Here is a 23,444-nt window from a genome sequence, read left to right as displayed (position 1 = left end):
TGGACAGCGCGCCCCTAAGGCTGCGCCACGTTCGCGCCGCTCTGCAGCGTTTCGCCGGCCTGCTCGCCCACGGCCTGCAGCCGGTCGGCGAAATTCTCGCGCGTGCGCGGATCGACGATGGCGAAGGGCGCCGCCACGGCGGCCCCGGCCGCGACGCCCACCGTCGAGGCCGCGCCGGCGGCGACCATGCCGAGCTTGTCGCCGACCCCGGCGCCTCCTTCGCTCAGCGACTGGCCGGTGGCGAGCCGCGCGCCGATGGCGCGGACCACGCCGGGCGCCTCGGCGAATTTCGAATGGCCGAGCTTGTCCTCGCCGCCCGAGGCGACGTCGGTCAAATCGACCACCAGCAGGCGGTCGTGCGCGAAGACGTCGCGATAGGGTTCGGCGTTGGGATTGACGGCGCCGACTCGCGGCTTGTCGCCCCACACGCGACGCGACACCGCCAGCGCCTCGTCGTCACGCGAGACGAAAATCGTGAAGATCGACGGCCTGGCGTCCATCGTCGCAATCTGGCGCTTGAAGACGTCGAAATCGACGTCCGGCGAGGCGAGCATGACATTTTTGATCTTGTCCGGCAGGCCGCGATTGCGGATCGCCATCTGACGCAGCGCTTCGAGCGTCACCCAATTGCCCATGGAATGAGCGAGGATCGAAATTTCCCCGACATTGCGGTCGCGCGCGAGCGCCTGCAGGACGTTTTCGAGCGCGTCGCGGGAATAGTTAGCGCTCTCATGATCATAGCCATATTGCAGCAGCTTGCCGCGCGACGGCCAGGTGAAGAGCACCGGCGCGACCGGCGCATCGGAATCGTGCACGATCTGGGCGAAGCGATAGACCGCGTCGGCGAAGCGCGTGTTGTAGCCATGGACGAAGAGCAGGACCTGCCGCTTCGGCGTTTGCGCGAGCCGCTTGTTCAGATCTGCGATCGCCGCCGGCAGGTTGAGAATCTCGGCGTCGACCGTCGTAAAGGCGCGCATTGGATCGGGCGGCGCGCTCTCGGGCCATTGCACCTCGCCGACCGTCCGATAGGCGTCGGGCGGGATCGAGACGGTCATCGCCGCAAAAGAAAGCCCGGCCCCGCGCTCGCCGGAGAACATCTCGCCGGGGTCTTTAAGGTCGGGCGCGCGGGTCGTCGCCACCAGCATATTGACGACGCTCGTGCCCGGCGCGCGCTGGTGGGTGGGCAGAAGAACGCCTTCCTGCCGTCCCGCGCAGGCGGCGAGGCCGAGCGCCAGAAGAGCGGCCGGAGCGCGCATGAACCTTATGGAAAATCGCATTTGAAAGCGCCGACGAAAGAGGAACGATCCCACGGGAGGCCGAAGCAAAAGCGTCCGAGATTTATGGCGGCAATTTGACTGGTGCGTCAACGCACGCCGTCCCGGGCGGGATTCGCTCAAGAATGCATCGTCCGTTCTTAAAAAACGGGCGTCGGAAGCAGGGGCTGACGCCAGGGGGCTTCCGAATCGGCGGGAGGAAATTGTCCCCAGCGCTTCCTCCCGCCGAACACCCGCTCGAACAGCGCTCCCGTCATTGCGAGGAGCGAAGCGACGAAGCAATCCAGAGCCACGTCGCGGTTCTGGATGGCTTCGCTTCGCTCGCAATGAGGGTTATCGCCCGGGAAGTTGGGCTGAATCCGGATCAGTCGTTCGGCGCCAGCATTTTTTCCGGCCGCACGATCTCATCGAACTCGGCCTCGGTCACCTTGCCGGAGGCCAGCGCCTCCTCCTTGAGGCTCGTGCCGTTCTTATGCGCGGCGCGGGCGATCTTGGAGGCCGCGTCATAGCCGATCTTCGGCGCGAGCGCGGTGACAAGCATCAGCGAGCGATCGAGGAAGCGTTTGATATTGGCTTCATCCGCTTCGACGCCCTCGAGGCAGCGGGTGATGAAGCTGTCGATGCCGGAGGCCATCAGGTCGACGGATTCGAGCAGCGCGAAGGCGATGACGGGCTTCATCACATTGAGCTCGAGATGGCCCTGCGAGGCGGCGAAGGTGATCGTCTGATGATTGCCGAAGACGCGGGCGCAGACCATGGTGATGGCCTCGACCTGCGTCGGATTGACCTTGCCCGGCATGATCGACGATCCCGGCTCGTTCTCAGGGAGCTTCAGCTCCGCGAGGCCGGCGCGCGGGCCGGCGCCCATCAGGCGGATGTCGCAGGCGATCTTGTAGAGGCCCGTGGCCAGCGCATTGATCGCGCCATGGGCGAAAGCCTCGGCGTCATGGGCGGCGAGCGCCTCGAATTTATTGGGCGCCGTGACAAAGGGCAGGCCGGTTTGGCTTGCGATATGCGCCGCCACTTCCTCGGCGAAGCCCTTGGCCGTATTGACGCCGGTGCCGACCGCCGTGCCGCCCTGGGCGAGGGCGAAGAGATCGGGAAGCGTGGCGCGGATGCGCGCTGCGCCATATTTCGCCTGGGCGGCGTAGCCCGAAAATTCCTGGCCGAGCGTGACGGGCGTCGCGTCCTGCAGATGGGTGCGGCCGATCTTCACCAGATGGGCGAACTGCGAGGATTTGCGCTCCAGCGCCGCATGAAGGCGCTCGACGGCCGGCAGAAGCTTGCCGCTGATGGCGAGCGCGGCGGCGACATGAATGGCGGTCGGGAAGCTGTCGTTCGAGGATTGGCCGCAATTGACGTGGTCGTTGGGGTGCACGGGCGCCTTGGAGCCGCGCGGCGCGCCGAGCTGCTCATTGGCCCGGTTCGCGATCACCTCATTGACGTTCATATTCGATTGCGTGCCGGAGCCCGTCTGCCAGACGACCAGCGGGAAGTGATCGTCGAATTTACCGTCGATGACCTCCTGCGCGGCCTCCGTGATCGCCTTGGCGATTTCCGGCTTGATGAGCCCCTTGGCGGCGTTGACCTGCGCGGCGGCAAGCTTCACGCGCGCGAGCGCATGGACGACCTCGATCGGCATGCGCTGGCCGCCGATGGGAAAATTCTCCCGCGAACGCTGCGTCTGCGCGCCCCACAGGGCCCAGGACGGCACGGCGATATCGCCAAAGGAATCGCGTTCAATGCGGTTGTCTTCAGTCATCGGTCTCGCTCGAGAAGCTGGTCGTGACCGCGCGCGGGGCGCGGGACAGCGCTCCCTATGCGGCATTTCGCGCGGCGGTTCAATCTCGGCCGGCTGGCGTCAGCGCGGCGGCGCGCGGTTCGGCGATCTCGCGCCCGGAATTGGGGAGCGACATAAGATCGGCCAGGCGGTTGCGGGCGCGATTGACCCGGCTTTTCATGGTGCCAGGGGCGCAGCCGCAGATTTCGGCGGCTTCCTCATAGGACATGCCCTGGGCCGCGACGAGGATCAGCGCCTCGCGTTGATCGAGCGGCAGCTTCTGTAGCGCCTCGCGAAAATCCAGGAAGTCCATATGCGCATTTTGCGATTCCGGCGTGACCAGGCGCGCGGCCATCTCCCCGTCGGGGTCTGACGTCTCGCGGCGGCGCCGACGATGCTCGCTGTAGTAGATGTTGCGCAGAATCGTGAAAAGCCAGGCAGTGAGATTCGTGCCCTCGGCGAAGGAGTCCAGGCTCCCCCATGCTTTGACGAGGGTCTCCTGCACGAGATCGTCCGCTCGGTCGGAACTGCCCGAAATCGAAATAGCAAAGGCGCGCAGGCTGGGGATCGCTGCGATCAGGTCATTCTTGAGACTTTGTCCGTCGCTGGATCCTTGTCTTTCGGCGCTCACTCTCTCTCCCCGGGCGCGCTGCTCGACAGGCCCGACGATACCACATTCTTTTCTAGCTGGTTCAGGAGATTCAGAAATCGTTCCGGAACTGGCTGAGCGACCAGATCGTCATAGAGATTTCGAAGCTCTTTGCCGAGGGCGTCCCCAAAATCGACATGATGTGGGCTTCTTGTTATTTTGGCGGAACAAAGAGTTACGCCGTTTTTCCTAACGTTGGTCTCGCTCCCGCGCCGGGGGCCGTCGTCCGCCTGGAGGCCCCCTGCAAAAACCGCCATGCCTGGCTGCAGCGCTCCCGGTGAATGTCGCGTCTCGGCGCGCGGCTGGTCCTGCCCATATTGCACACGCGCAACAACATTCTCCGGATTGTTTTTCGCCATGGAGCCCCCGATCGGCAAAGTCATGATTTTCTGTGGCGGACCGATTTCGTCGCGCGGTATAGTGCGTTGCACGGAGAGCAAAACGCCGCGCTCACGGATTGGTTCCTTAAATTGTGCGGATTGTTTTGACGCAGGTCTCATGCTTTCGCTTCCTTTCCGTTCAGCAGCCGCCTCCGGAGTGGCGTAACATGTCTGTTTCACAAGAGATTTCCGCTCACCTTCCCTATATGCGCCGCTTTGCCCGGGCCCTGGTGGGCGATCGAGAAGGCGGCGACGCTTATGTTCTCGCAACGCTCGAGGCTGTTGTCGCGGAGCCGCGACGCCTTCATGACAGCCAGGATCTGAGGGTCTCCCTCTACAAGCTTTTCCTCGACATCTGGTCCGCCGCGCCGGTCGCTGTTCATTCCGGGGCGGGCGATGCGCTCGACGACGCGGGCGCGCGCCACAACCTCGACGCGATTTCGCTCAGACCGCGCATCGCCTTCCTGTTGAACGCCCTGGAAGGCTTCGATCTCGAACAGGTCGGCGAAACGCTTGACGTCCCCGAACGGGAGGCCGCGGAGCTTATCAACGCGGCGAACGCCGAAATTGCCGACCAGATCGCAACGGACGTCCTCATCATCGAGGATGAGCCGCTGATCGCGCATGATCTGCGCAGCATTGTGGAGGAACTGGGGCATAACGTCGTCGGAATCGCGCGCACCCACCGGGAGGCGATCGCAACCACCGAGATCGGCAAGCCCGGCTTGATCCTCGCCGACATTCAACTTGCCGACGGCAGCTCCGGCCTGGATGCGGTGAACGAAATTTTGGGGTCGCTTTCGACTCCGGTGATCTTCGTGACTGCCTATCCGGAGCGATTTCTGACCGGCGCGCCGCCGGAGCCTGCCTTTTTGGTCGCCAAGCCGTTCAGCGTCGAGAGCCTTAAGGCCGTGATAAGTCAGGCTCTCTTCTTCAACCGTAGGTCGCAACGGAAGTCTGGCTGATCGATAGGTCAAAATCGCTGTAAAAATCGATTTAAGTACAATTACCAAGGGCTTTTTCGCGACGTCGCAAGCTTAGCTACGTATATTCCACGATTGCAGAAACCTTGGCCGATTAGGCAAGTTATACGCGTGGCGCTGGGGGCAAGAGAGGCGACCATGCAGGAAGTGCAAGTGAAAAAATCCAATCGAGGTTTTGCGTCGATGGATCCTGAGAAGCAGCGGGCGATTGCGCGTAAGGGCGGCCAGAGCGTCCCGGACGACAAGCGCAGCTTCTCTCAGAATCCGGAACTGGCGGCGCGCGCTGGCCGCAAGGGCGGGCAGAGCGTCAATCCGTCGAAGCGCAGTTTCTCGCGCGATCATACGCTCGCGTCGGAAGCTGGCCGTAAGGGCGGTCACGCCTCGCACGGCGGCGGACAGCCGAAGCAGCAGCGGGGGGCGTCTATCTAAGACGCCCGCAGCAAAAGCGTTACGCAGCGTAGGGCTTGGAACGCTGCGAGATTAAAGAGTAAAGCGCGTCATGGTCTCGCGTGGCGCGGATGGTTGCGACTAGGCCAGGGTCGCGAAGCATCCGCGCCGCGCAGGCAAGGGCTTTGAGGTGATCGGCGCCGGAGGTTTCTGGCGCGATCAGGAGAAACACCAGATCGACCGGGGAGCCATCGAGCGCCTCGAACTCCACCGGTCGCTCCAACCTGGCGAAAATCCCAAAAATCGACTTTACCTTCGCGAGCTTGCCATGCGGTATGGCAATGCCCTCGCCGATGCCCGTTGAGCCGAGACGCTCGCGATGCAGCAGCGCGTCGAAGATCTCACGCGCCGACAGTCCGGAGAGCTTCGCCGCCCGCTCGCTCAGTTCCTGAAGCAGTTGCTTTTTCGTCGTCGCCCTCAGATTGGCGATGACTGCTTCCGGCGTGACAAGATCCGTGAGCCGCATGCGACGCCCTATCCGTTCAAGCGTTGGAGAACCGCCTTCACCTGGCGACAGCGCCGGGAAGGAATCGCAAGATACATGCCGGGAAAGCCACGATTATGTCTTCTCTGTCCTCGCGGCGGCGTTTCTCTTTACCTCGGAACGCGCTTTCTATGCTCGACTATGCGCCGCCGGGGGTATCGATCCATCCGATATTGTTGTCGGCGCGCCGATAGACAATATTCACGCGGCCAGTATTTGCATGGCGGAAGACCATGACTGGCGCGCCCGACAGGTCGAGGTCGAGAACCGCGGCCGACACCGACAGGCGACGCAATTTGGTTGTGCTCTCGGCGACCACGGCGGCGCTGAATTCGACGGGCGCCTCGGCTTCCTGATCGGGCGCCTCGAGCACGTGATAAGGCACGACCTCCGGCGCCTCGGGGGCCTGACCATGGCCCTTCAGCCGCTCCTTGTAGCGGCGCAAGCGCTTCTCCAGCCGGTCGGCCGCCTGATCGAATGTGGCGTAGGGCTCGTGCCCGCGCCCGTCGGTCTGGAGCACGATGCCCGAGGTCAAATGCAGCGCGCAATCGGCGCGATAGCCGGAGCCTTCAGGCGCGATCGTGACATGGCCGCTGACGCCGCCGTCGAAATATTTCGACGTGGTCTGCTCGAGACGCTGCGTGATATGGACGCGCAACGATTCGCCGATGTTGATGTTCTTGCCTGAAACTCTCAGGGACATGCCGTTTTGCCTTTCCGAAACGCGGCCAATCGTGATCGAGGCCGAGACGCCTCGCTGTCGCTAACCGCCAATTACGGATTTTCTTCTATATGCTTCCGAGACCCGGACGCGCCCCGACGGGCCCGCGGTTCAGACGGTTTTTCCCGCGGAACGTTGCGGAATTTCGGGCAGCGTTAGAAGCCTGGGGCTGCGAAGTCAATGGGCGCCGCAAAATGAGGCGGCGGCGCCCGCCCTATTCACAATTCAATGAACTTGCTCGCGCGCCATCGCCATTTTCGCCCGGCGGCGGTCGACCGAAGAAGGAATGCGCAGGCTGTCGCGATATTTGGCGACGGTCCGCCGGGCAATATCGATGTCGATCGCCTTCAGCTTGGCGACGATGGCGTCGTCGGAGAGCACGTCGTCCGCCGTCTCCCTGTCGATCATCTGCTTGATGCGGAATCGCACGGATTCGGCCGAATGCGCCTCCGCGCCGCTCGTTGTCGCGATGGAGGCCGAGAAGAAATATTTGAGCTCGAAGATGCCGCGCGGCGTCATCATATATTTATTCGAGGTGACGCGGGAGACGGTCGACTCGTGCATGCCGATCGCATCGGCGATAGTGCGCAGATTGAGCGGCCGCAAATGTTCCACGCCTTTGGCGAGAAAAGCGTCCTGCAGGCGGACGATCTCCGAGGCGACCTTCAGAATAGTCCGGCTGCGCTGCTCCAGGCTTTTCGTCAGCCAATTGGCGTTCTGCAGGCAGGTGGAGATGAAGGTCTTGTCGCCGTCGCGCGCCCCGGCGCTGACCTTCGCCGCATAGCTGTGATTGACGAGCACCCTCGGCAGCGCGTCGGAATTCAGCTCCACATGCCATGAGCCGTCGGGGGCCGCGCGCACGATGACGTCGGCGACGAGCGGCTGGATCGGCGAATCGCCAAAGGCGCGACCGGGCTTGGGGTCGAGGCTGCGCAGCTCGGCGGCCATGTCGGCGATGTCCTCGCCGTCGACGCCGCAGAGCTTGGCGAGCTGAGCGAAATCGCGCTTGGCGACAAGGGCCAGATTAGCGACGAAAATCTGCATCGCCGGATCGTAGCGATCGCGCTCCTTGAGCTGAATCGCCAGGCATTCGGCGAGATCGCGGGCGCCCACCCCGGATGGCTCGAAACTCTGGATCGCCGCGAGCACCGCCTCGGTTTCGGCGAGGCCCGCGCCGAGCCTGTCTGCAATCTCCTCGATGGCCTCGCGCAGATAGCCGGTCTCGTCGATGCCGTCGATGATCGCCTGACCGATCATCCGCCGGCCGGGCTCCGGGCAAACAAGCGCGAGCTGTTCGGCGAGATGCTCGTGCAGGCTGGGGCGGGACGCGACATAAGCCTCGAGATTGGGCGCCTCGCCATCGTCGCCCCCGCCGCCGGCGGAGCCGCTCCAGGAGGTCGCGGACAGGCCCGCGCCTTCCATTGCCTCGCGCGGCGCCTGGGCTGTCACCGCCGGGCCCTCGGGGTCGAAGGTGTTGCTCAAATCGGCGCCGAGATCGGAGGAAAGCGTCGCGGAATCGACCGCGAGCGAATCGCGGGCCCAATCGCCCTCGTGAGGCTCCGCGCCGAAATGATCCGCTTCGCCCTGCGATTCCACGCGGAAATCGTCGGAATGGCTCGCCTCGCGCTCCGCGGCTGGACCGTCGGCGTAGTCGCCTTCCTGCGCCTCGAGCAGCGGGTTGCGCTCGAGCTCGTCGTGCAAAAAGGCGGAAAGCTCCAGATTGGAAAATTGCAGCAGCTTGATCGCTTGCAAGAGCTGCGGGGTCATCACCAGGGCCTGGCCCTGACGCATCATCAGCTTGGTCGAAATCGCCATCTGCGCCCACTCGCACGCTTGTCTCCGGGCCACTTTCGCGGCCTGTTTTTTGCTTATAGCACGGGGCAGAAAGCTCGGCAGGGCCAAATAGACGGCGCCGTCAGAGCCGAAACGCCTAAAGGTTAATCACTAACCCTCGAATCCTTTAGAGTGGGCAGGTGAGCGAGACGGTCGTGCCGGCTTGCGACGACCTGATGCCGAGGTCGCCGTCGATCTGGCGCGCCAGCTCCTGCATGAAATTCAAACCTTCCGACCTCTGCCGCGTCGCGATCTCGACGTCGAAGCCAAAACCGCTGTCGACGACCGTCAGCGTGAGCTTTGCGCTATCGATGCGCAGCGTCGCATAGACAGCGCCTGAGCTGAGGCCGGGGAAGGCGTGTTTGAGCGCGTTCGAGGCGGCTTCTGCGTAGATAAGGCCGATGCAGTGGGCGCGCCGGAAGTCGAGCGTGATGGCGGGGTCGACGGAGGTCGCCAACCTGATTCGGTTGTCGAAGCTCGTGACCAGCACCTTGGAGAGCGTCGGAAGATATGCCGCCATGGAAATCCGTTCGTCGCCAATATCTTCCAGATCATAGACACCGACCAGACAGGAAACGCATTTGCGGCAAAGTTCCGGCTGGACGGTTCGTCGCGCCTGAGCGGCAAAAAGCATGGAAATCGTCGCGAGATTATCTCTAAAGCGCCGGCAAAGCGCGTTATATTTCTCTTTTAACTGCTGTAATTCCTGATCCTTTTCATGAAGATGAGCCATAAGCTCGGCATTTCTGCCGGAAAAGTCCGAAGCGAGACTACCCACTGGCGCCTCCAAATCTATTTGCGCAACCGCAAGGATTAAATCAATTCTCCTCAAATTTTGAAAGCTTGGCAGGTTAAACTACATCCTAAAATCCTCGCCGAGATATATTCGGCGCACATCGGGATTAGCCACGATCTCTTCAGGTCGCCCTTCGGTCAGCACATGGCCGTTGTAGATAATGTAGGCGCGATCGGTCAGGCCCAGCGTTTCGCGCACGCTATGGTCGGTGATGAGCACCCCGATGCCGCGCGCCTTGAGGTGCCGCACAAGGTCCTGAATGCCGCCGACGGCGATCGGGTCGATGCCGGCAAAGGGCTCGTCGAGCAGCATGAAGGACGGATGCCCGGCAAGCGCACGGGCGATTTCACAGCGCCGGCGTTCGCCGCCGGAGAGCGCAACCGCCGGCGTATGCCGCATGCGGGTGAGGCGGAATTCGTCGAGCAGGCCTTCGAGCTCGTCCTTGCGCTTCTTCTCGTCGGGCTGGGTGATCTCGAGAACGGCAAGGATGTTGTCCTCGACAGAAAGCCCACGAAAAACAGACGTTTCCTGCGGTAGATAGCCGATTCCGAGGCGCGCGCGCCGATACATGGGCAAGGGCGTTACGTCATATCCGTCGAGCGACACCACGCCCTTATCGGGCTTCACCAGCCCGGTGATCATATAGAAAACGGTCGTCTTGCCCGCGCCATTGGGGCCGAGCAGGCCAACGGCCTCGCCGCGCGCGACGTGAAGGCTCACATCCTCGACCACGCGGCGGGATTTATAGGCCTTGGCGAGATTATGGACAGAGAGAAGCCCCTGTCCGTCATAGCCGGGATCTTCGAGATAAGACCCGGCGGCGAAGGCGCTTGGGTCGCCACTCGGATCGGCGGATTTGGGCTGCGCCCAGACGCGGGCGTCCTCCGGAAAAGCGCCTAAATTTTCAGCAGCGTCTTCGCCGCGCCAGTCGGCCTCGGCCAGATCGTCCTTCTTATGGGAAGGAGTCGTCTTGCCGAGACGCGCCTGGAGCGCGCCGATTGGCCCGGTCAGAGACTGGGCGGCGGCGCGCAGGCGCGTCGCAAGGCCGGCGAATCTAGTCAAGGGCGTCCGTCGAGAACTGGGAAGAGGCAATTGCGGCCCCCGGCGGCGCCTGCTCTTCCGGTCAGGCGTCGTCCCCCGCGTTCCTAACTCAGGCGCGGCTGCGCCGCTAGATGGTTCTGCGCCGCGCTTCCGTTGCGGGCCATTCTAAGCCCAGGGGCGAGACTGCCCGGCCGTCCTCTCGAAAGCGTCGATCTTATCGGCCTTTTGAAGCGTCAGCCCGATGTCGTCGAGGCCGTTCAGCAGGCAATGCTTGCGGAAAGGGTCGATGTCGAATTTCACGACGCCGCCGTCGGGACCGCGAATCTCCTGGGCTTCGAGGTCGACGGTCAGCGTGGCGTTGGCGCCGCGCGCCGCGTCGTCGAACAGCTTGTCGAGCTCGGCCTGAGAGACCTTGATCGGCAGAATGCCGTTCTTGAAACAGTTATTGTAGAAAATATCGGCGAAGCTCGTCGAGATAATGCAACGCAGGCCGAAGTCCAGCAGCGCCCAGGGGGCGTGCTCGCGCGAAGAGCCGCAACCGAAATTATCGCCCGCGATCAGGATCGTCGCCTGGCGATAGGCGGGCTGGTTCAGCACGAAATCGGGGTTCTCGGACCCGTCCTCGCCATAGCGCATCTCGGAAAAGAGACCCTTGCCGAGGCCCGTCCGCGCGATGGTTTTGAGATACTGCTTGGGGATGATCATATCCGTGTCGACGTTCATGATCGGCAGCGGCGCGGCGACCCCGGTGAGCGTAGTGAACTTTTCCATATCCTGCCTGGCGCGTTTAAGAGTTGACGCGCCCTTTAGCAAATTGCCCGCACAAGCGCAAAGCGGCGGAAGGCTTCCCGCCAGTTTCGGTTCGAGAAGCGGGCGCGGAGGCTCGCAGGCGCGCCGGCCTTTCTGATATGATCTGCAAAACGGCGCGATTTCGGGCAGGCGATGATTCCAGGAAATTGGCTCGTCGAGGCAATCGGCTATCTCGCTGCGGCGGCGAATGTCTTCGTCTTCGTATCGAATACGATGATCCCGCTGCGCATTGCGGCGATCCTCGCCAATGCGCTTTTCGCCGCCTATTTTTTTCTCAAGGGCTATTACCCGCTCTTCGCGCTCAACGCCTTCATGGCGCCGATCAACATCTTCCGCCTGCGGCAGATGCAAAGGCTCATCCGCGACATGCGGTCGGCGACCAGCGCGGCGAGCGGGGGCGAATTCGATTACGAGTGGCTCCGTCCCTACATGAAGCATCTCGCGCTGCCCGATGGCCTCACGCTGTATCGCAAGGGCGATCTCTCCGAGGAGGCCTATATCCTCGTGCGCGGCCGGATCTTACTGCGTGAGCTCGGCGTCACGCTCGAGCCGGGAGCGTGTTTCGGGGAGATGGGGCTCTTCACCGATGAGAACCGCCGCACGGCGACGGCCGTCGCCGTCAGCGAGGTCGCGCTCCTGAGCGTGCGCTACGACGAATTGTTGGAGCTTGCGGCGCAAAATCCGCAATTCGGCTTCTATCTCATGAAGCTGATGATGAAGCGCATGCAGCATAATGTGGAGCTGGCGCGGTCTCGTAGCGACGCTTGACCCGCGGCGGCGTACAGCCAAACGGCCGGCGTCGAGACCGGCCGTGAGACCGCAAACAATGTTGTGTTGACGCCCCTCGTGATTCGAGACGCCTGCTGTGCAGGCTCCTCAGAGGCTGTGACTTTTTGGTTGGCCGCGCTGAATTTTGATGATTCTCTGAGTTGAGGCTCGGAGATGGAACCAGTGGCTGATGAACTTTTCGACGGGCTTGCGCGCGAGGCGGCGCGGCGGCGGCCGGAGCAGGCGGGCGGCGTTCGGTTGCGGGAGCCGGTTCGCGACGAGATAACATTGCGGGTTTGCGATCTCGACGCGTTGATCGACGAAGAGCATGATGCGCGGCTGATCTGGGCCTATGCGTCGCAGGTGGATCTTTCCGACCTGCTTTCGGCGTCAAGGCGCGCGAAGGCGCGCCCAGCATGCCGCAGACGTCGCTGCATCTTCTTTTGGCGCTTTGGCTGTATGCGACGACGCGCGGCGTCGGCAGCGCGCGGGAGCTGGCGCGCCTTTGCGAGAGCGACGCTGCGTTTCGCTGGCTGTGCGGCGGGGTGAGCGTCAATCATCGGCTGCTGTCGGCGTTTCGGACCGGACAGGGCGAACGGATCGGGCGCCTGCTGGCCGAGCATGTCGCGAGCCTGTCGGCGGCCGGGCTGATCGACCTGGACGAGATCGCCCAGGACGGCGTGCGGGTGCGCGCGCACGCCGGCGCGGCGTCGTTCCGTCGCCGTAAGACGTTGGAGCAGGAATTGGCGAAGGCAAAGGCTCTGATCGAGCAGTTGGCCAAAGACGAAGACGCCGACCCGGGCGCGTCGGGCAAACGTCGGAAGGCGGCGCGCGAACGGGCGGCGCGGGACCGAGAGGCGCGGGTCGCCGCGGCCCTCGAGGCGCTGGGCGAAGCCGAGAAGCTGCGCGAAAAGCGGATGAAGACCAACAAGGCGGAGACGAAGGCCCAGAAGGAGCCGCGCGCCTCGACCACCGATGCGCAGGCGCGCGTGATGAAGATGGCCGACGGCGGCTTTCGTCCCGCCTACAATATTCAGTTCGCCAGCCTGCCGGCGAACGGCATCGTGGTCGCGACATCGTGCGAGACGGTCGGCTCGGATCGAGGGTTGGCGGAGCCAATGGCCGCGACCATCGAGGCGACCTACGGACGACGCGCCAAGGTCCATCTGGTCGACGGCGGTTATTTGCGCGAGGAGGATATCGAAGCGGCGGCCGCCGCCGGAACGCTCGTTTATTGCCCGCCGCCGAAGTCGAAATCGGGCCGCGATCCCTACGAGCCGCGCGCCGCCGACGCGCCGGCGGTCGCCGCGTGGCGCGCCCGCATGGCGAGCGAGGAGGGCAAGCGCATCTATCGACGGCGCGCGCGTTGCGAGCTCGTCCACGCCAAACTCCGCAATCTCGGGCTCGACCATCTGCTGCTGCGCGGCAGAGAAAAGGTCGAGACCTGGATGCGCTGGTTCGCTCTCGCCTCGAACATCATCACCGAGGCGCGGCTGCGGGCGGCGTGAGGAAATGAACCGGCGACCGAGCCCTCCGGCGCGGCCAAAGCCTCCCCTGCGCCCCAACCGCCGACTTTGCCGCAGACCGACGCCTCGCAAGCAGGTCTTCTCACCACTCCAGGCCGATAGCGCGAAAAAATCACAGCCTCTCAGGATGAGGGGCTTCTGCGTATGATACCAAACACTTAGGTCTCATCCTGAGGAGCGAGCGAAGCTCGCATCTCGAAGGACGAGGCCGCCTTGGGAGTTCGCCAACAAACTGACGGCCGGCACCGAGGCCGGCCGCTTTCAGAATGTCCCAAGCGCGTCGCTTATCGCGTCACCACCACGCGGGTGCCGACCTTCACGCGGTCATAAAGGTCGGTGACGTCGTCATTGGTCATGCGAATACAGCCCGAGGACACGGCCTGACCGATCGTCTCCGGCTCGTTGGAGCCGTGGATGCGATAGAGCGTGCCCGACAGATACATGGCGCGCGCGCCGAGCGGATTGTTGAGGCCGCCCTCCATGTGGCGCGGCAGATCGGGACGGCGGCGCAGCATCTGGGCCGGGGGCGTCCAATCGGGCCATTCGCGCTTGCTGGAAACATAGCGCACGCCCGACCATTCGAAGCCAGGACGGCCGACGCCCACGCCGTAACGGATCGCCTGGCCATTGCCGAGCACGTAATAGAGACGGCGCTCGCTCGTGTTGATGATAACCGTGCCGGCGGGATATTTGGCGTCGAGCGCGACGATCTCGCGCGGGATGGCGACGGCCTGCGGACGACCGTCGGGCCCGGTCGGCGCGGGGGCGGCGGCGGGCGCGCCGCCAAAGAGTTCGGTCAGCGGATCGGTTTCGGCCTGGGGAGCGGCGCTGCGCGCCTGGCTTTGCGAGAGGAGGGCGCCGGAAGCGGCAAAAATGCAGAGCGATGCTAGGACGAGCCGTCGCATGAGTATCCCTTGTTCGATTGCGGCAGAAGACAAAAAGCCCCGCGCCGCCAAGCTAGGCGCGGGAAAGCGATCACCTTGATTAGTCTCGCAGGCGCTCGGCCATCGCAAGCGCGAAGCGCCCCACCTGGGCGACAGGCGCGCGTTTCCGTGTGGGGAGTGACTCTCGTGCAACAGTATAAGAGCTAGAACGGGAGCATAGCTCCCGCCTGACGCCGGGGAGGGCGGAACGCGGGCGGGAAGCGCGGATTAGCCCGAGTGGGTCCAGTCTTCGACCGTCAGCCCTTCAACGCGGCGGAACTCTTTTACATTCGCGGAAACGAGCGTGAGACCCCGCGCCAGCGCCTGCCCGGCGATGAGGAGATCATATGGGCCGATGGGCGTCCCTTCCGCGCGCAACTTCGCGCGAATCTCCCCGGAGGCGATAGAGTCTTCCAGGTCGAAGGGCAGCACCTCGAACTGCAAGGCTTGCAGCCGGGCGAGATTGGCCTCGACCCGAGCGCTTTTGAAGGCGCCGAAATAGAGTTCGTGGGTGACGATCGCCGAGATGCAAACGTCTTCCGGCCGGTGCCGGCGCAGCCTTCGTGCGAGCGCGGAGTCCGCCGTCTTCAGGAGGTGGATGACGGCGTTGGTGTCCAGAAGGTAGCGCAAGGATCAAAATACGCTGTCGAGGTCAGGACGCTCTTGGATGGGCGGCTGCTCGCGGCCCTCTTCCAGAAAGTCCTCGGAGAGCGTTCCCGCGAGCGTGTCGAGCCAAGTCCAGTCTTTCGGGATTGGCTCGAGAATGATCGCGTCGCCGCGCCGGCGGATTCGCACCTCATCCGCTTCAATGCGATAGTCTTTCGGCAGCCGCACCGCCTGTGAACGGCCGGACCAGAATAGCTTCGCTTTGTCCATATGAGCCTCCAGCGCGGATATATCCGAAAAAGATATATCAACGCGCAGGGAGCATCAAGGTCAGCCAACCGCCTCGACCGCCGCCGTCGCCTCCGCATAGGCCCAGTCGAGCCATTGCGTCAGGATCGCGACGTCGGACGCCTCCACCGTCGCGCCGCACCAGATGCGGAAGCCGGGGGGCGCGTCGCGATAGGCCCCGAAATCGAAGCCCGCGCCCTCCGCCTCGATCATGGCGACCATTTTCTTGGCGAGCGCCGCCTTCTCGGCCTCGCTCTGCGCCGCGCTCTTGCCCGAGAAGACGAGGCAGACGCCGGTGTTGGAGCGCGTCGCCGGATTCTCGGCGAGATGCTCGATCCAGGGCGTCTTTGCGACCCAATCCGCGACGGCCTTGGCGCTGGCGTCGCAGCGGGCGCGCAGCGCCGGCAGGCCGCCGATCGACTTCGCCCAGCTCAGCGTGTCGATATAGTCCTCGGTCGCAAGGAGCGAGGGCGTGTTGATCGTGTCGCCCTCGAAAATGCCCTCGACGAGCTTGCCGTTGTGCGTCAGGCGGAAAATCTTGGGCATTGGCCAGGCCGGCGTGTAGCTTTCCAGCCGCTCCACGGCGCGCGGCGAGAGGATCAGCATGCCATGCGCCGCCTCGCCGCCCATCACCTTTTGCCAGCTATAGGTGGTGACGTCGAGCTTGGCGAAATCGAGGTTCTGCGCAAAGGCGGCCGAGGTCGCGTCGCAGATCGTCAGTCCCTTGCGGTCGGCCGGGATGAAATCGGCGTTGGGCACGCGCACGCCCGCCGTGGTGCCGTTCCAGGCGAAGACGAAGTCATTGTCGAAATTGATCTGCGAGAGATCGGGCAGCTCGCCGAAAGCGGCGGTGAAGGTCCGGGCGTTCGGGAGCTTCAACTGCGTGATGACGTCCGTCACCCAATCGGCCGAGAAGCTCTCCCAGGCGGCGACGTCGACGCCGCGCGGGCCCAGGAGCGACCACAGCGCCATCTCCACCGCGCCGGTGTCGGAGGCCGGCACGATGCCGATGCGGTAATCGGCGGGAACCTGTAAAACCTCGCGGGTCAGCGCGATGGCCTGCGCGAGCTTGTCCTTGCCGGCCTTGGAGCGATGCGAGCGGCCGAGCGCCGCGCCTTTGAGGTTCTCGAACGACCAGCCGGGACGCTTGGCGCAGGGGCCGGAGGAAAAACGCGGGTTCGCCGGCTTTTGGCCGGGTTTGGACGTCGTAGCCATGGGATGTCCTGAGAAAGGCGGGACGAGAAAAGTCCGCCCCGCGCTACGCTTTCGTCACGAAATCGTCAAGACTCCCAGAGGCGTGGATCAGCCGCGCACGGAGAGCTTGCGATGGGCGTTTTCCAGGCCAGTCAGATAGATATGGCCATATTCCGTCTTCTCATAGGTGACCGTCTCGGCCGGCAGAGAGATCTTCAGCGACAGAACCTTGAGGGGAAAGCCCGGGGTCGCGGAGATGCTGTCGAATTTGATCTCGGCAGCGCCGGCTCCGGCGGAGAAATCGGCCACGACCGCGCCGTCGGCGGAAAACGCACGGGCCCAGCCCGGCGTTCCGACCAAGGCCACCGTAACGGGGTTCTCGGCGAAGACGGGGGTCTTGGCGTCATCGACGGCCGGGCTCGCGAAGACATATTCGGCAAGGGCGGCGCTGCGGGTGACCTTATGGTCCGGCGACGGCGGACGGCCGACGGAAAAGACCACAAGCTTGCCGCCGGCGAGGGCGGCTTCGATTTGTTCGATCGTTGCGCTGGCGTAGGCTTCGGCTAGTCTCATTTCTCGCACTCCTCTTCATGTATTCTGTCGCAGTTGCGACAATGCAGGCCCGTCGAGGGGCTGCTCGGAGCGCTTTCCGCAAGCGTCGTGCCGGATCGATGTTGGCGCGATTCTTTCTAGGCACATAACGCATAAGAAAACGGGAGGATCGACAATGTCGCAGGCCAAAGAATATCGCTATTTTCTCACCTATAGCGGCGTGCGCATGCCGCTCAAGCTGGTCGAGCCATTGGCCGAAAGCGAGCTGGGAAATCGCAATACTTATTTTCGGGTCAGCTATGACGCCTCTGGCCGCATCGCGACCTGCGAGAAGCTGGTCTATGGCGAGGTGGAGCTTTCCCACCAATATGCCTATCGCGACGACGGCTCGCTCCTGCGCGCGCGCGTCGAGCTGGGAGACGAGGTGACGGAGGTCGATTGCGACGAGAACGGGGCGCCGGTGCGGGCGTGAGGCTGGGTTAGACGGCCTTGCTCTCGACCGCGCCGCCCGGGCGGCCCTCCAGCTTTCCATGGACGCGGTAGTGGCTCCACCCGGAGCGAATGGCGCCGTTGTAGACGCCGATCGCGATGTCGGGGTTGTTGTAGAGGTAAGACGTCTCGTCGAAAGTCGATGGGACGTTCTCCATGAGGAGCCGATAAAATAATTTCCTGGCGCGCCGAAAGCTAAATTTCAGAACGTCATTCAGGCGCCCCAAAATCAGCCGCGCAAAGGACGGCGCCTCATTGACGGCGATGCTGTCGAAGACCTTCCCATAATAGTCGAAACCATCGTTTTCGAACATGATGAGAAAATAGAGCTTTTTCAGCTCGGCTCTTCGAATGGGGTCGCTCATCCAGGCAAGATGCGTTCTTTTCAGCCCGTGGAAATGCACGATATAGGCGAGCGGATTTGCGCCCCAATAGGTTTTCCAATGATATTCGATGGGTAGGCGGTCGATGCGGCCGACGAAATATTCGTTGAGAACTTCCTGATCGTAATAGGCAGGCCGGCCAAGATTTGCCGCCGCATATTTCATATAGCGGGGGTATTCCGCCCGCATGTTTTTGACGTTGAGCAGCAGAACGCCGGAGCAAATCATGTCCCATTCATTGGGATTATGACCCGGGGCGGCGGCGAGAAAGCGTGGTTTTACGCCAGATAGATCCACCGCCCGGGTGAAGAGCGTGTCGCAGTCGCAGTAGAGGACATAATCATCGTCGGTTTCGACGACCGGAATTTCCAGCCGCAGCAGCGCGCCTTCGGCAACGCCTCTGCGCCATTCGGCCGTCTCCTCGGTCTGCGCGATCTCGTCGGCGATGCTGGATTTTTGTCGGTGTATGGCCGCCTCGCAGCCAGCCAGCGCCTCTTTCAGGATCGCCGGGTCGCCGTCGAAGAGAATATGCGGCTCCAGCCGGCCGATCTGCCGCGCCGAGCGCACGGCAGCGCGCAAATGATCGATATAGTGTACGAGGCCGCTTTCATTGATGCAGAAATAAACTTTCATCAGCGGCGCTATTTCCTTTGATTTCAATGCAAGTTGTTCTGCGATTTGCAACCGCGAATGGGCATCACGCATCGATTCCGCCCAGCATAATGATTATACGCAGCCGCCAATCGGTTTCTGGCAGATATATCCCTCGTTTTCGCAGTTCTCGATTGAACGCTGCCGTGTCGATCCGGTTCCGATAGAGACAGAACCTGATCGGACTCCGATTGTGACGAAGAAGCACCCGTTGTCATATGTGCCGAGAGTGGCGCATCCGCGCCCACCTCGCTCTTGGCATTGACGGATCGCTTCGGCCGAAGCAGCGCTAGCAGACTGGCCTTCGGCAAACCCAACTGCCGAACGAGCGCGTCCATTGATATCATTCCATCTCGCAGTCGCGATAGAAATCCACCGATGTCCGCCTGTGAGCTTGATAATTGTCGGCAGTGTCAGTGGCGCTTGTTGAAAATCGGCGGCCTGGGATACCATACTCGCAACGCTGAAACAGAGTGTCGCAGCAATTAAGTTTCGGTGTTTCACCATAACCTCCTTTAGACAAGGGCCAGTAATATTAGTGGAAGAGTCATGGCTCGGCTACACTTTAGGGGCCTATATTCGCGGAGGTTTGACGTCGGCTCTCACTTCCAAGATATTCAGAAAGCCTGTTGCGAGGCGGCTCCCATGCAAGAGCCGGACGATGGTAGGGACTAGCCCTTCTCCAAAACCGCAGCTCGCGCGTTAGCGAGGTCTGCATAGAGATCCCAAATTGAGTTGTTATTTCTTGCGAGGGCGCCGCCGGCTGTTCGCACGCGAGCATCGTGGGATGAAATTCGGTTAGGTCGGTTCCCCCGGCGCCTTCGCCGTCACCGCCAGCGCATGCAACCCCTCTTTAAGCTCCTGGGCCAGCAGGGCATTTACCATCCGGTGGCGCTCCACCCGGCTCTTGCCCTCGAAGGCGGCGCTCACCACCTCCACCCTGAAGTGGCTCTCATTGCCGTGGCGCTTGTCGCCGCCGTGATGATGGCCGGCGTGGTGATGCGATTCGTCGATGACATTCAAAGCGATCGGCGCGAGCGCCTCGGTGAGCTTCGACTCGATGCTCGCTGCGACCGGCCCTTTCACGGCGCCTTTACCCTGATCCGCCATATTCCTTCTCCATGTCTAGAGCTCGAGAGCGGGTTCCTCGCGGGAGCCCGCTCCGGTCTTTCCACCCGGCGCCGATTCCGTTGCTCGCTCTAGACGCAATCGGAAGAAGCGCCAAGCTCCGGGCGCCTCTCTTGCAAGATCGGGCGCACAACAAAATTGGCGCGGTTCGCGCTTGCGGCGCCGCCCCGCGCCATCATAATGAAACCCGATGGATCTGAATTCGCCCCTCTTCGACCGTATCAGAACGCAGCGTCGGCCGCGCGAGGAGAAGCGCGAGTCGACGATGAAATGCGATTCGCCGGGCTGCGAGGCCGATGGCGCCTATCGCGCCCCCATGGGCCGGCTGCGCGAGGGGCAATATTTCTGCTTCTGCCTGGACCATGTTCGCGAATACAACGCCACCTACAATTATTTCAACGGGATGAATGACGCCGACGTCGCCCGCTACATGAAGGACGCGACCATTGGCCACCGCCCGACCTGGGCGATGGGCACGCGCCGCGGCGCGACGGGCTTTCGCGAGGAGGGCGGCCCGACGGCGGACCCGCTGGGGATGAACCGCGCCAAATTCCATCGGCGCGCCCCCGAGAAGCGCGAGCCGCGTTATTCGCCGGTGACGATGCGGGCTTTCGCGGCGCTCGATCTCGACGAGACGGCTGGACCCGAGGCGGTGCGGGCGCGCTATAAGGAGCTCGTCAAGCGTCACCATCCCGACGCCAATGGCGGCGATCGCTCCCGCGAGGAGAAATTGCGGGAAATCATTCATGCCTATAAGACGCTGAGGGCCGCGCGGCTCGCCTGAGCGCGAGTGCCGGCCCGCCAGACGGAGGACGGTTTTGGTCGAAGAAGTTAAATCCGGCTCGGGTCTCGAAAGCGTGCCCGACATCAAGGTTTCGGCGCGCGAGGTTTTTGGGATCGACACGGATCTCGTGGTTCCGGCCTTTTCCGAGCGCAACGAGCATGTGCCGGACATCGATCCGGACTATCTCTTCGACCGGCAGACGACTCTCGCCATTCTCGCGGGCTTCGCGCGCAACCGCCGCGTGATGGTCACGGGCTATCATGGCACCGGCAAATCCACCCATATCGAGCAGGTGGCTGCGCGGCTCAACTGGCCCTTCGTGCGGGTCAATCTCGACAGCCATATTTCGCGTATCGATCTCGTCGGCAAGGATGCGATCGTGCTCAAGGACGGCAAGCAGGTCACGGAGTTCCGCGACGGCATTCTGCCCTGGGCGGTCCAGCACAATGTCGCGCTCTGCTTCGACGAATATGACGCGGGCCGTCCCGATGTGATGTTCGTTATCCAGCGCGTGCTGGAGGTCTCCGGTCGCCTGACGCTCCTCGACCAGAACCGCGTCATTCGCCCCCACCCGGGCTTCCGCCTCTTCGCCACCGCCAATACCGTGGGTCTCGGCGATACCTCGGGCCTGTATCACGGCGTGCAGCAGATCAATCAGGCGCAGATGGACCGCTGGTCGATCGTCACGACGCTGAATTATCTGTCCCACGACGCCGAGACCAATATCGTGATCTCGAAGGTCAAATCCTATGGCGTCTCCAAGGAGACGCGCGACGTCGCCAATAAAATGGTGCGTGTGGCCGATCTCACCCGCAACGCTTTCATGGCCGGCGACCTCTCGACCGTCATGAGCCCGCGCACGGTTATCACTTGGGCCGAGAACGCCGAAATCTTCAACGACGTCGGCTTCGCCTTCCGCCTGACCTTCCTCAACAAATGCGACGAACTGGAGCGCCCGCTGGTCGCGGAATTCTACCAGCGCTGCTTCGGCAAGGAGCTGCCGGAGAGCGCGGTGAATGTGGTGATGACCTAAGGGACGGAATCGGCGTTTTGGGAAGCGTGACCCGTCGTTGCGAAGAGGCGAAGCCGACGAAGCAATCCAGGGCAGCCACCGCGGCCCTGGATTGCTTCGCTTCGCTCGCAATGACGGAAGGCTAACGACGGATCAAAGTGTGACGTCCGTCTCAATCGTGGACTCATCCCCAACCAAAAGTCGCGCAGCCTCCTCGGCCTGGGCGCGCCGTTTTTCGATGAGCGGGGCGGCGGTCGCCTGAAAGCGGGCGAGGACTTGCGGCGGCGCCGATTGGGGCGAGCCTGAATGAAAGGGCGGTTGGGGATCATATTCGAGGCCGAGCTGGATCGCCTGCGCCACCTCGGCGCCGGCGATTTCGGCGAGGACGGTCAAGGCGAAATCCATTCCCGCCGTCACGCCGCCGCCGGTGATGGTGTCGCCGTCACGCACCACCCGATCCGCTTGCGGGATGGCGCCGAACAGCGGCAGGAGATCGCGCCAGGCCCAGTGGCAAGCGGCGCGCTTCCCTTTCAGAAGCCCCGCCGCGCCGAGGATCAGCGAGCCGGTGCAAACCGACGTCACATAGCGTGCGCCGAGCCCTAGGCGCCTGATCTCCGCAATGAAGACCCGGTCGAGCGCGACTGCGGTGGCCGAGAGCCCGCCGGGGACGCAGAGCAGGTCGCAGTCTGAAACAGTCCCCAGCGGAACCGTCCCGCCGAATTCGAGCCGGTCAGACTTCACCGAGCCGCCGTCGCGGCTGGCGACAAGGGTCACGGCCCCGGGCGTCCGGCTCAGAAATTCATGCGGGCCGGTGAAATCGAGCTGGGTCATTCCGTCATAGAGCGCGAAGACGATGGTGAAAGGGCGTGTGCTCACTGGGCGCCTCCATTTTCGGGCGCTCCTATTTCACCTTCGGCGCGTCATTGTCGAAACGACCTTTTTCCCTCATTTTAGGCCATGATCCGGACCGTGGCCTTTTTCCTTTACGAGGACTTTCAGCTCCTCGACGCCGCCGGCCCCATTGCGGTTTTCGAGATCGCGTCGCGTTTTGTCGCTGGCGGCGCCTATCGCATCGTTTTGGCCGCGAAGGAAAAGGGGCGCGTGCGCGCCTCCTCGGGCGTCGAATTGCCGGTCGAAGCGCTTTGCGAGATCGAGACGATCGACACATTGATCGTGGTTGGCGGCGAGGGTGCACGAACCGCCATGGCGTGCAACGAGACCCTAGACGCCGTTTGCGACGCCGATCGACGCGCGTGCCGGCTCTGCAGCGTCTGCTCCGGCGCCTTCATCCTCGCCGCGGCCGGGCTGCTCGACGGACTCTCCGTGACGACCCATTGGCGCGCCGCGCCGGCTTTCGCGCGGCGGTTTCCGCAGGTTCAGACCCGGGCCGATCGCATTTACATCCGCCAGGGCCGGGTCTGGACGTCGGCGGGCGTCAGCGCCGGCGTCGATCTGGCCCTTGCCTTGGCGGCGGAGGATTTGGGCGAGAAGGTCGCCAAGCGCGCGGCGCAGGAGATGGTTGTTTATTATCGACGGCCGGGCGGACAGTCGCAATTTTCGACGCTGCTCGAGCTTGATAGTCCGGACCATCGCTTCGCGTCTCTGCTCGAAAAAGTGCGCGGACGGCTCGATCGGCGGTGGACGATCGAAAAGCTCGCGGAAGAAGCGTGCATGAGCCCGCGCCACTTCAGCCGCGCCTTTGCGGCGGCAACGGGCTTGAGCCCCGCCAAAGCCATCGAGCGGCTGCGGCTCGAGGTTGCGCGCGAACGTGTGGAGGCGGGAGTCGAACCGATCGAAATCATCGCCGACAGAGTGGGCTTCGGCGACCCTGAAAGAATGCGTCGCGCTTTTGTCCAAACCTTTGGCGTGCCGCCTCAAGGTTTGCGCCGACAGGCGCGCGGGATTTCATCGTAATCCAACGCAAGCGGCGCGCAGCCTGGCC

Annotated in this window: 26 protein-coding genes and 1 pseudogene; 8 read left to right on the top strand and 19 right to left on the bottom strand. The window is 63.2% G+C overall.

Translation table 11 applies throughout. The features are described 5' to 3' along the window. Positions 1 to 14: 14 nt before the first annotated feature. The 4 genes from QNA11_RS13950 to QNA11_RS13935 all read right to left on the bottom strand — a co-directional run bounded on the left by QNA11_RS13950 (position 15) and on the right by QNA11_RS13935 (position 4,203). A complete protein-coding gene (locus tag QNA11_RS13950; RefSeq protein ID WP_283483493.1) occupies positions 15 to 1,277 on the bottom strand; it encodes an alpha/beta hydrolase in 1,263 nt (420 codons plus the stop codon). Positions 1,278 to 1,638: 361 nt separating this feature from the next. After that, a complete protein-coding gene (fumC, locus tag QNA11_RS13945) occupies positions 1,639 to 3,036 on the bottom strand; it encodes a class II fumarate hydratase (protein WP_283483492.1) in 1,398 nt (465 codons plus the stop codon). 79 nt (positions 3,037 to 3,115) lie between these two features. After that, positions 3,116 to 3,685 carry a sigma-70 family RNA polymerase sigma factor gene (locus QNA11_RS13940; protein ID WP_283483491.1) on the bottom strand — a complete coding sequence of 190 codons (570 nt, stop codon included), beginning with the start codon at positions 3,683 to 3,685 and terminating at the stop codon, positions 3,116 to 3,118. Continuing rightward, positions 3,682 to 4,203 (bottom strand): NepR family anti-sigma factor, encoded by a 522-nt coding sequence (locus QNA11_RS13935; RefSeq protein WP_283483490.1) that lies wholly within the window; start codon positions 4,201 to 4,203, stop codon positions 3,682 to 3,684. The genes QNA11_RS13940 and QNA11_RS13935 overlap by 4 nt, the downstream gene beginning before the upstream one ends. 47 nt (positions 4,204 to 4,250) lie before the next feature. Here QNA11_RS13935 and QNA11_RS13930 point away from each other — a divergent pair, with 47 nt between their 5' ends. Then, positions 4,251 to 5,048: a response regulator gene (locus tag QNA11_RS13930; protein ID WP_202070868.1), complete on the top strand. Its 798-nt coding sequence runs from the start codon at positions 4,251 to 4,253 to the stop codon at positions 5,046 to 5,048. Between the two features lie 156 nt (positions 5,049 to 5,204). Next, the gene (locus QNA11_RS13925) at positions 5,205 to 5,495 is read left to right on the top strand and encodes a con-10 family general stress protein (RefSeq protein ID WP_202070867.1); all 291 of its coding nucleotides are present in this window, start codon (positions 5,205 to 5,207) and stop codon (positions 5,493 to 5,495) included. 19 nt (positions 5,496 to 5,514) lie between these two features. Here QNA11_RS13925 and ptsN read toward each other — a convergent pair whose 3' ends face one another. The 6 genes from ptsN to leuD form a co-directional block, all read right to left on the bottom strand. Further along, on the bottom strand, positions 5,515 to 5,979 hold the full coding sequence (gene ptsN / locus QNA11_RS13920; RefSeq protein WP_202070866.1) for a PTS IIA-like nitrogen regulatory protein PtsN: 465 nt from the start codon (positions 5,977 to 5,979) through the stop codon (positions 5,515 to 5,517). Positions 5,980 to 6,136: 157 nt separating this feature from the next. After that, positions 6,137 to 6,700: a ribosome hibernation-promoting factor, HPF/YfiA family gene (gene hpf / locus QNA11_RS13915; RefSeq protein WP_283483489.1), complete on the bottom strand. Its 564-nt coding sequence runs from the start codon at positions 6,698 to 6,700 to the stop codon at positions 6,137 to 6,139. Between the two features lie 243 nt (positions 6,701 to 6,943). Next, entirely contained in the window at positions 6,944 to 8,533 is a 1,590-nt protein-coding gene (rpoN, locus tag QNA11_RS13910) for an RNA polymerase factor sigma-54 (RefSeq protein ID WP_283483488.1), read from the bottom strand. A gap of 145 nt (positions 8,534 to 8,678) precedes the next feature. After that, positions 8,679 to 9,284 carry a sensor histidine kinase gene (locus QNA11_RS13905; protein ID WP_283483487.1) on the bottom strand — a complete coding sequence of 202 codons (606 nt, stop codon included), beginning with the start codon at positions 9,282 to 9,284 and terminating at the stop codon, positions 8,679 to 8,681. Between the two features lie 123 nt (positions 9,285 to 9,407). Beyond that, positions 9,408 to 10,409, bottom strand: coding sequence for an LPS export ABC transporter ATP-binding protein (lptB, locus tag QNA11_RS13900; RefSeq protein WP_202070862.1), 1,002 nt, complete (start codon positions 10,407 to 10,409; stop codon positions 9,408 to 9,410). A gap of 144 nt (positions 10,410 to 10,553) precedes the next feature. Continuing rightward, complete coding sequence (gene leuD, locus QNA11_RS13895) at positions 10,554 to 11,159, bottom strand: 3-isopropylmalate dehydratase small subunit (RefSeq protein ID WP_283483486.1); 606 nt, start codon at positions 11,157 to 11,159, stop codon at positions 10,554 to 10,556. Between the two features lie 171 nt (positions 11,160 to 11,330). Here leuD and QNA11_RS13890 point away from each other — a divergent pair, with 171 nt between their 5' ends. Beyond that, the gene (locus tag QNA11_RS13890; protein WP_283483485.1) at positions 11,331 to 11,966 is read left to right on the top strand and encodes a Crp/Fnr family transcriptional regulator; all 636 of its coding nucleotides are present in this window, start codon (positions 11,331 to 11,333) and stop codon (positions 11,964 to 11,966) included. A 174-nt stretch (positions 11,967 to 12,140) separates the two neighbouring features. Beyond that, positions 12,141 to 13,474, top strand: a pseudogene (locus QNA11_RS13885) (transposase). Positions 13,475 to 13,776: 302 nt separating this feature from the next. Here QNA11_RS13885 and QNA11_RS13880 read toward each other — a convergent pair. The 5 genes from QNA11_RS13880 to QNA11_RS13860 all read right to left on the bottom strand — a co-directional run bounded on the left by QNA11_RS13880 (position 13,777) and on the right by QNA11_RS13860 (position 17,076). Continuing rightward, positions 13,777 to 14,397: a L,D-transpeptidase gene (locus QNA11_RS13880; protein WP_283483484.1), complete on the bottom strand. Its 621-nt coding sequence runs from the start codon at positions 14,395 to 14,397 to the stop codon at positions 13,777 to 13,779. Between the two features lie 246 nt (positions 14,398 to 14,643). Next, complete coding sequence (locus QNA11_RS13875; RefSeq protein ID WP_283483483.1) at positions 14,644 to 15,045, bottom strand: type II toxin-antitoxin system VapC family toxin; 402 nt, start codon at positions 15,043 to 15,045, stop codon at positions 14,644 to 14,646. 3 nt (positions 15,046 to 15,048) lie between these two features. Further along, positions 15,049 to 15,291 (bottom strand): type II toxin-antitoxin system antitoxin VapB, encoded by a 243-nt coding sequence (gene vapB, locus QNA11_RS13870; protein ID WP_202070857.1) that lies wholly within the window; start codon positions 15,289 to 15,291, stop codon positions 15,049 to 15,051. A gap of 60 nt (positions 15,292 to 15,351) precedes the next feature. Further along, a complete protein-coding gene (locus QNA11_RS13865) occupies positions 15,352 to 16,524 on the bottom strand; it encodes a phosphoserine transaminase (RefSeq protein WP_283483482.1) in 1,173 nt (390 codons plus the stop codon). A gap of 87 nt (positions 16,525 to 16,611) precedes the next feature. After that, entirely contained in the window at positions 16,612 to 17,076 is a 465-nt protein-coding gene (locus QNA11_RS13860) for a hypothetical protein (RefSeq protein ID WP_202070855.1), read from the bottom strand. A 154-nt stretch (positions 17,077 to 17,230) separates the two neighbouring features. Between QNA11_RS13860 and QNA11_RS13855 the strand changes: the two genes are divergently transcribed. After that, positions 17,231 to 17,527, top strand: coding sequence for a DUF6156 family protein (locus QNA11_RS13855; protein ID WP_281929911.1), 297 nt, complete (start codon positions 17,231 to 17,233; stop codon positions 17,525 to 17,527). 7 nt (positions 17,528 to 17,534) lie between these two features. Here the strand turns inward: QNA11_RS13855 and QNA11_RS13850 are convergent, their stop codons facing one another. The 3 genes from QNA11_RS13850 to QNA11_RS13845 all read right to left on the bottom strand — a co-directional run bounded on the left by QNA11_RS13850 (position 17,535) and on the right by QNA11_RS13845 (position 19,688). Next, entirely contained in the window at positions 17,535 to 18,560 is a 1,026-nt protein-coding gene (locus tag QNA11_RS13850) for a hypothetical protein (RefSeq protein WP_283483480.1), read from the bottom strand. Positions 18,561 to 18,653: 93 nt separating this feature from the next. After that, positions 18,654 to 19,031, bottom strand: a complete 378-nt coding sequence (locus QNA11_RS20755; protein WP_502867567.1) for a DUF4189 domain-containing protein — start codon at positions 19,029 to 19,031, stop codon at positions 18,654 to 18,656. Positions 19,032 to 19,376: 345 nt separating this feature from the next. Next, complete coding sequence (locus QNA11_RS13845; RefSeq protein ID WP_283483479.1) at positions 19,377 to 19,688, bottom strand: BolA family protein; 312 nt, start codon at positions 19,686 to 19,688, stop codon at positions 19,377 to 19,379. Positions 19,689 to 19,896: 208 nt separating this feature from the next. Here QNA11_RS13845 and QNA11_RS13840 point away from each other — a divergent pair, with 208 nt between their 5' ends. Continuing rightward, on the top strand, positions 19,897 to 20,490 hold the full coding sequence (locus QNA11_RS13840) for a J domain-containing protein (protein ID WP_202070848.1): 594 nt from the start codon (positions 19,897 to 19,899) through the stop codon (positions 20,488 to 20,490). Between the two features lie 34 nt (positions 20,491 to 20,524). Then, positions 20,525 to 21,523, top strand: coding sequence for a cobaltochelatase subunit CobS (gene cobS / locus QNA11_RS13835; RefSeq protein ID WP_202070847.1), 999 nt, complete (start codon positions 20,525 to 20,527; stop codon positions 21,521 to 21,523). A gap of 132 nt (positions 21,524 to 21,655) precedes the next feature. Here the strand turns inward: cobS and QNA11_RS13830 are convergent, their stop codons facing one another. Next, the gene (locus QNA11_RS13830) at positions 21,656 to 22,378 is read right to left on the bottom strand and encodes a DJ-1/PfpI family protein (protein ID WP_283483478.1); all 723 of its coding nucleotides are present in this window, start codon (positions 22,376 to 22,378) and stop codon (positions 21,656 to 21,658) included. Between the two features lie 81 nt (positions 22,379 to 22,459). Between QNA11_RS13830 and QNA11_RS13825 the strand changes: the two genes are divergently transcribed. After that, positions 22,460 to 23,416, top strand: a complete 957-nt coding sequence (locus QNA11_RS13825; RefSeq protein ID WP_283483477.1) for a GlxA family transcriptional regulator — start codon at positions 22,460 to 22,462, stop codon at positions 23,414 to 23,416. Positions 23,417 to 23,444: the final 28 nt, after the last annotated feature.

The sequence above is a fragment of the Methylocystis sp. JR02 genome (genome assembly GCF_030063565.1).
Classification (GTDB): Bacteria; Pseudomonadota; Alphaproteobacteria; order Rhizobiales; family Beijerinckiaceae; genus Methylocystis; species Methylocystis iwaonis.
This window is presented reverse-complemented; position numbering and strand designations above follow the sequence as displayed.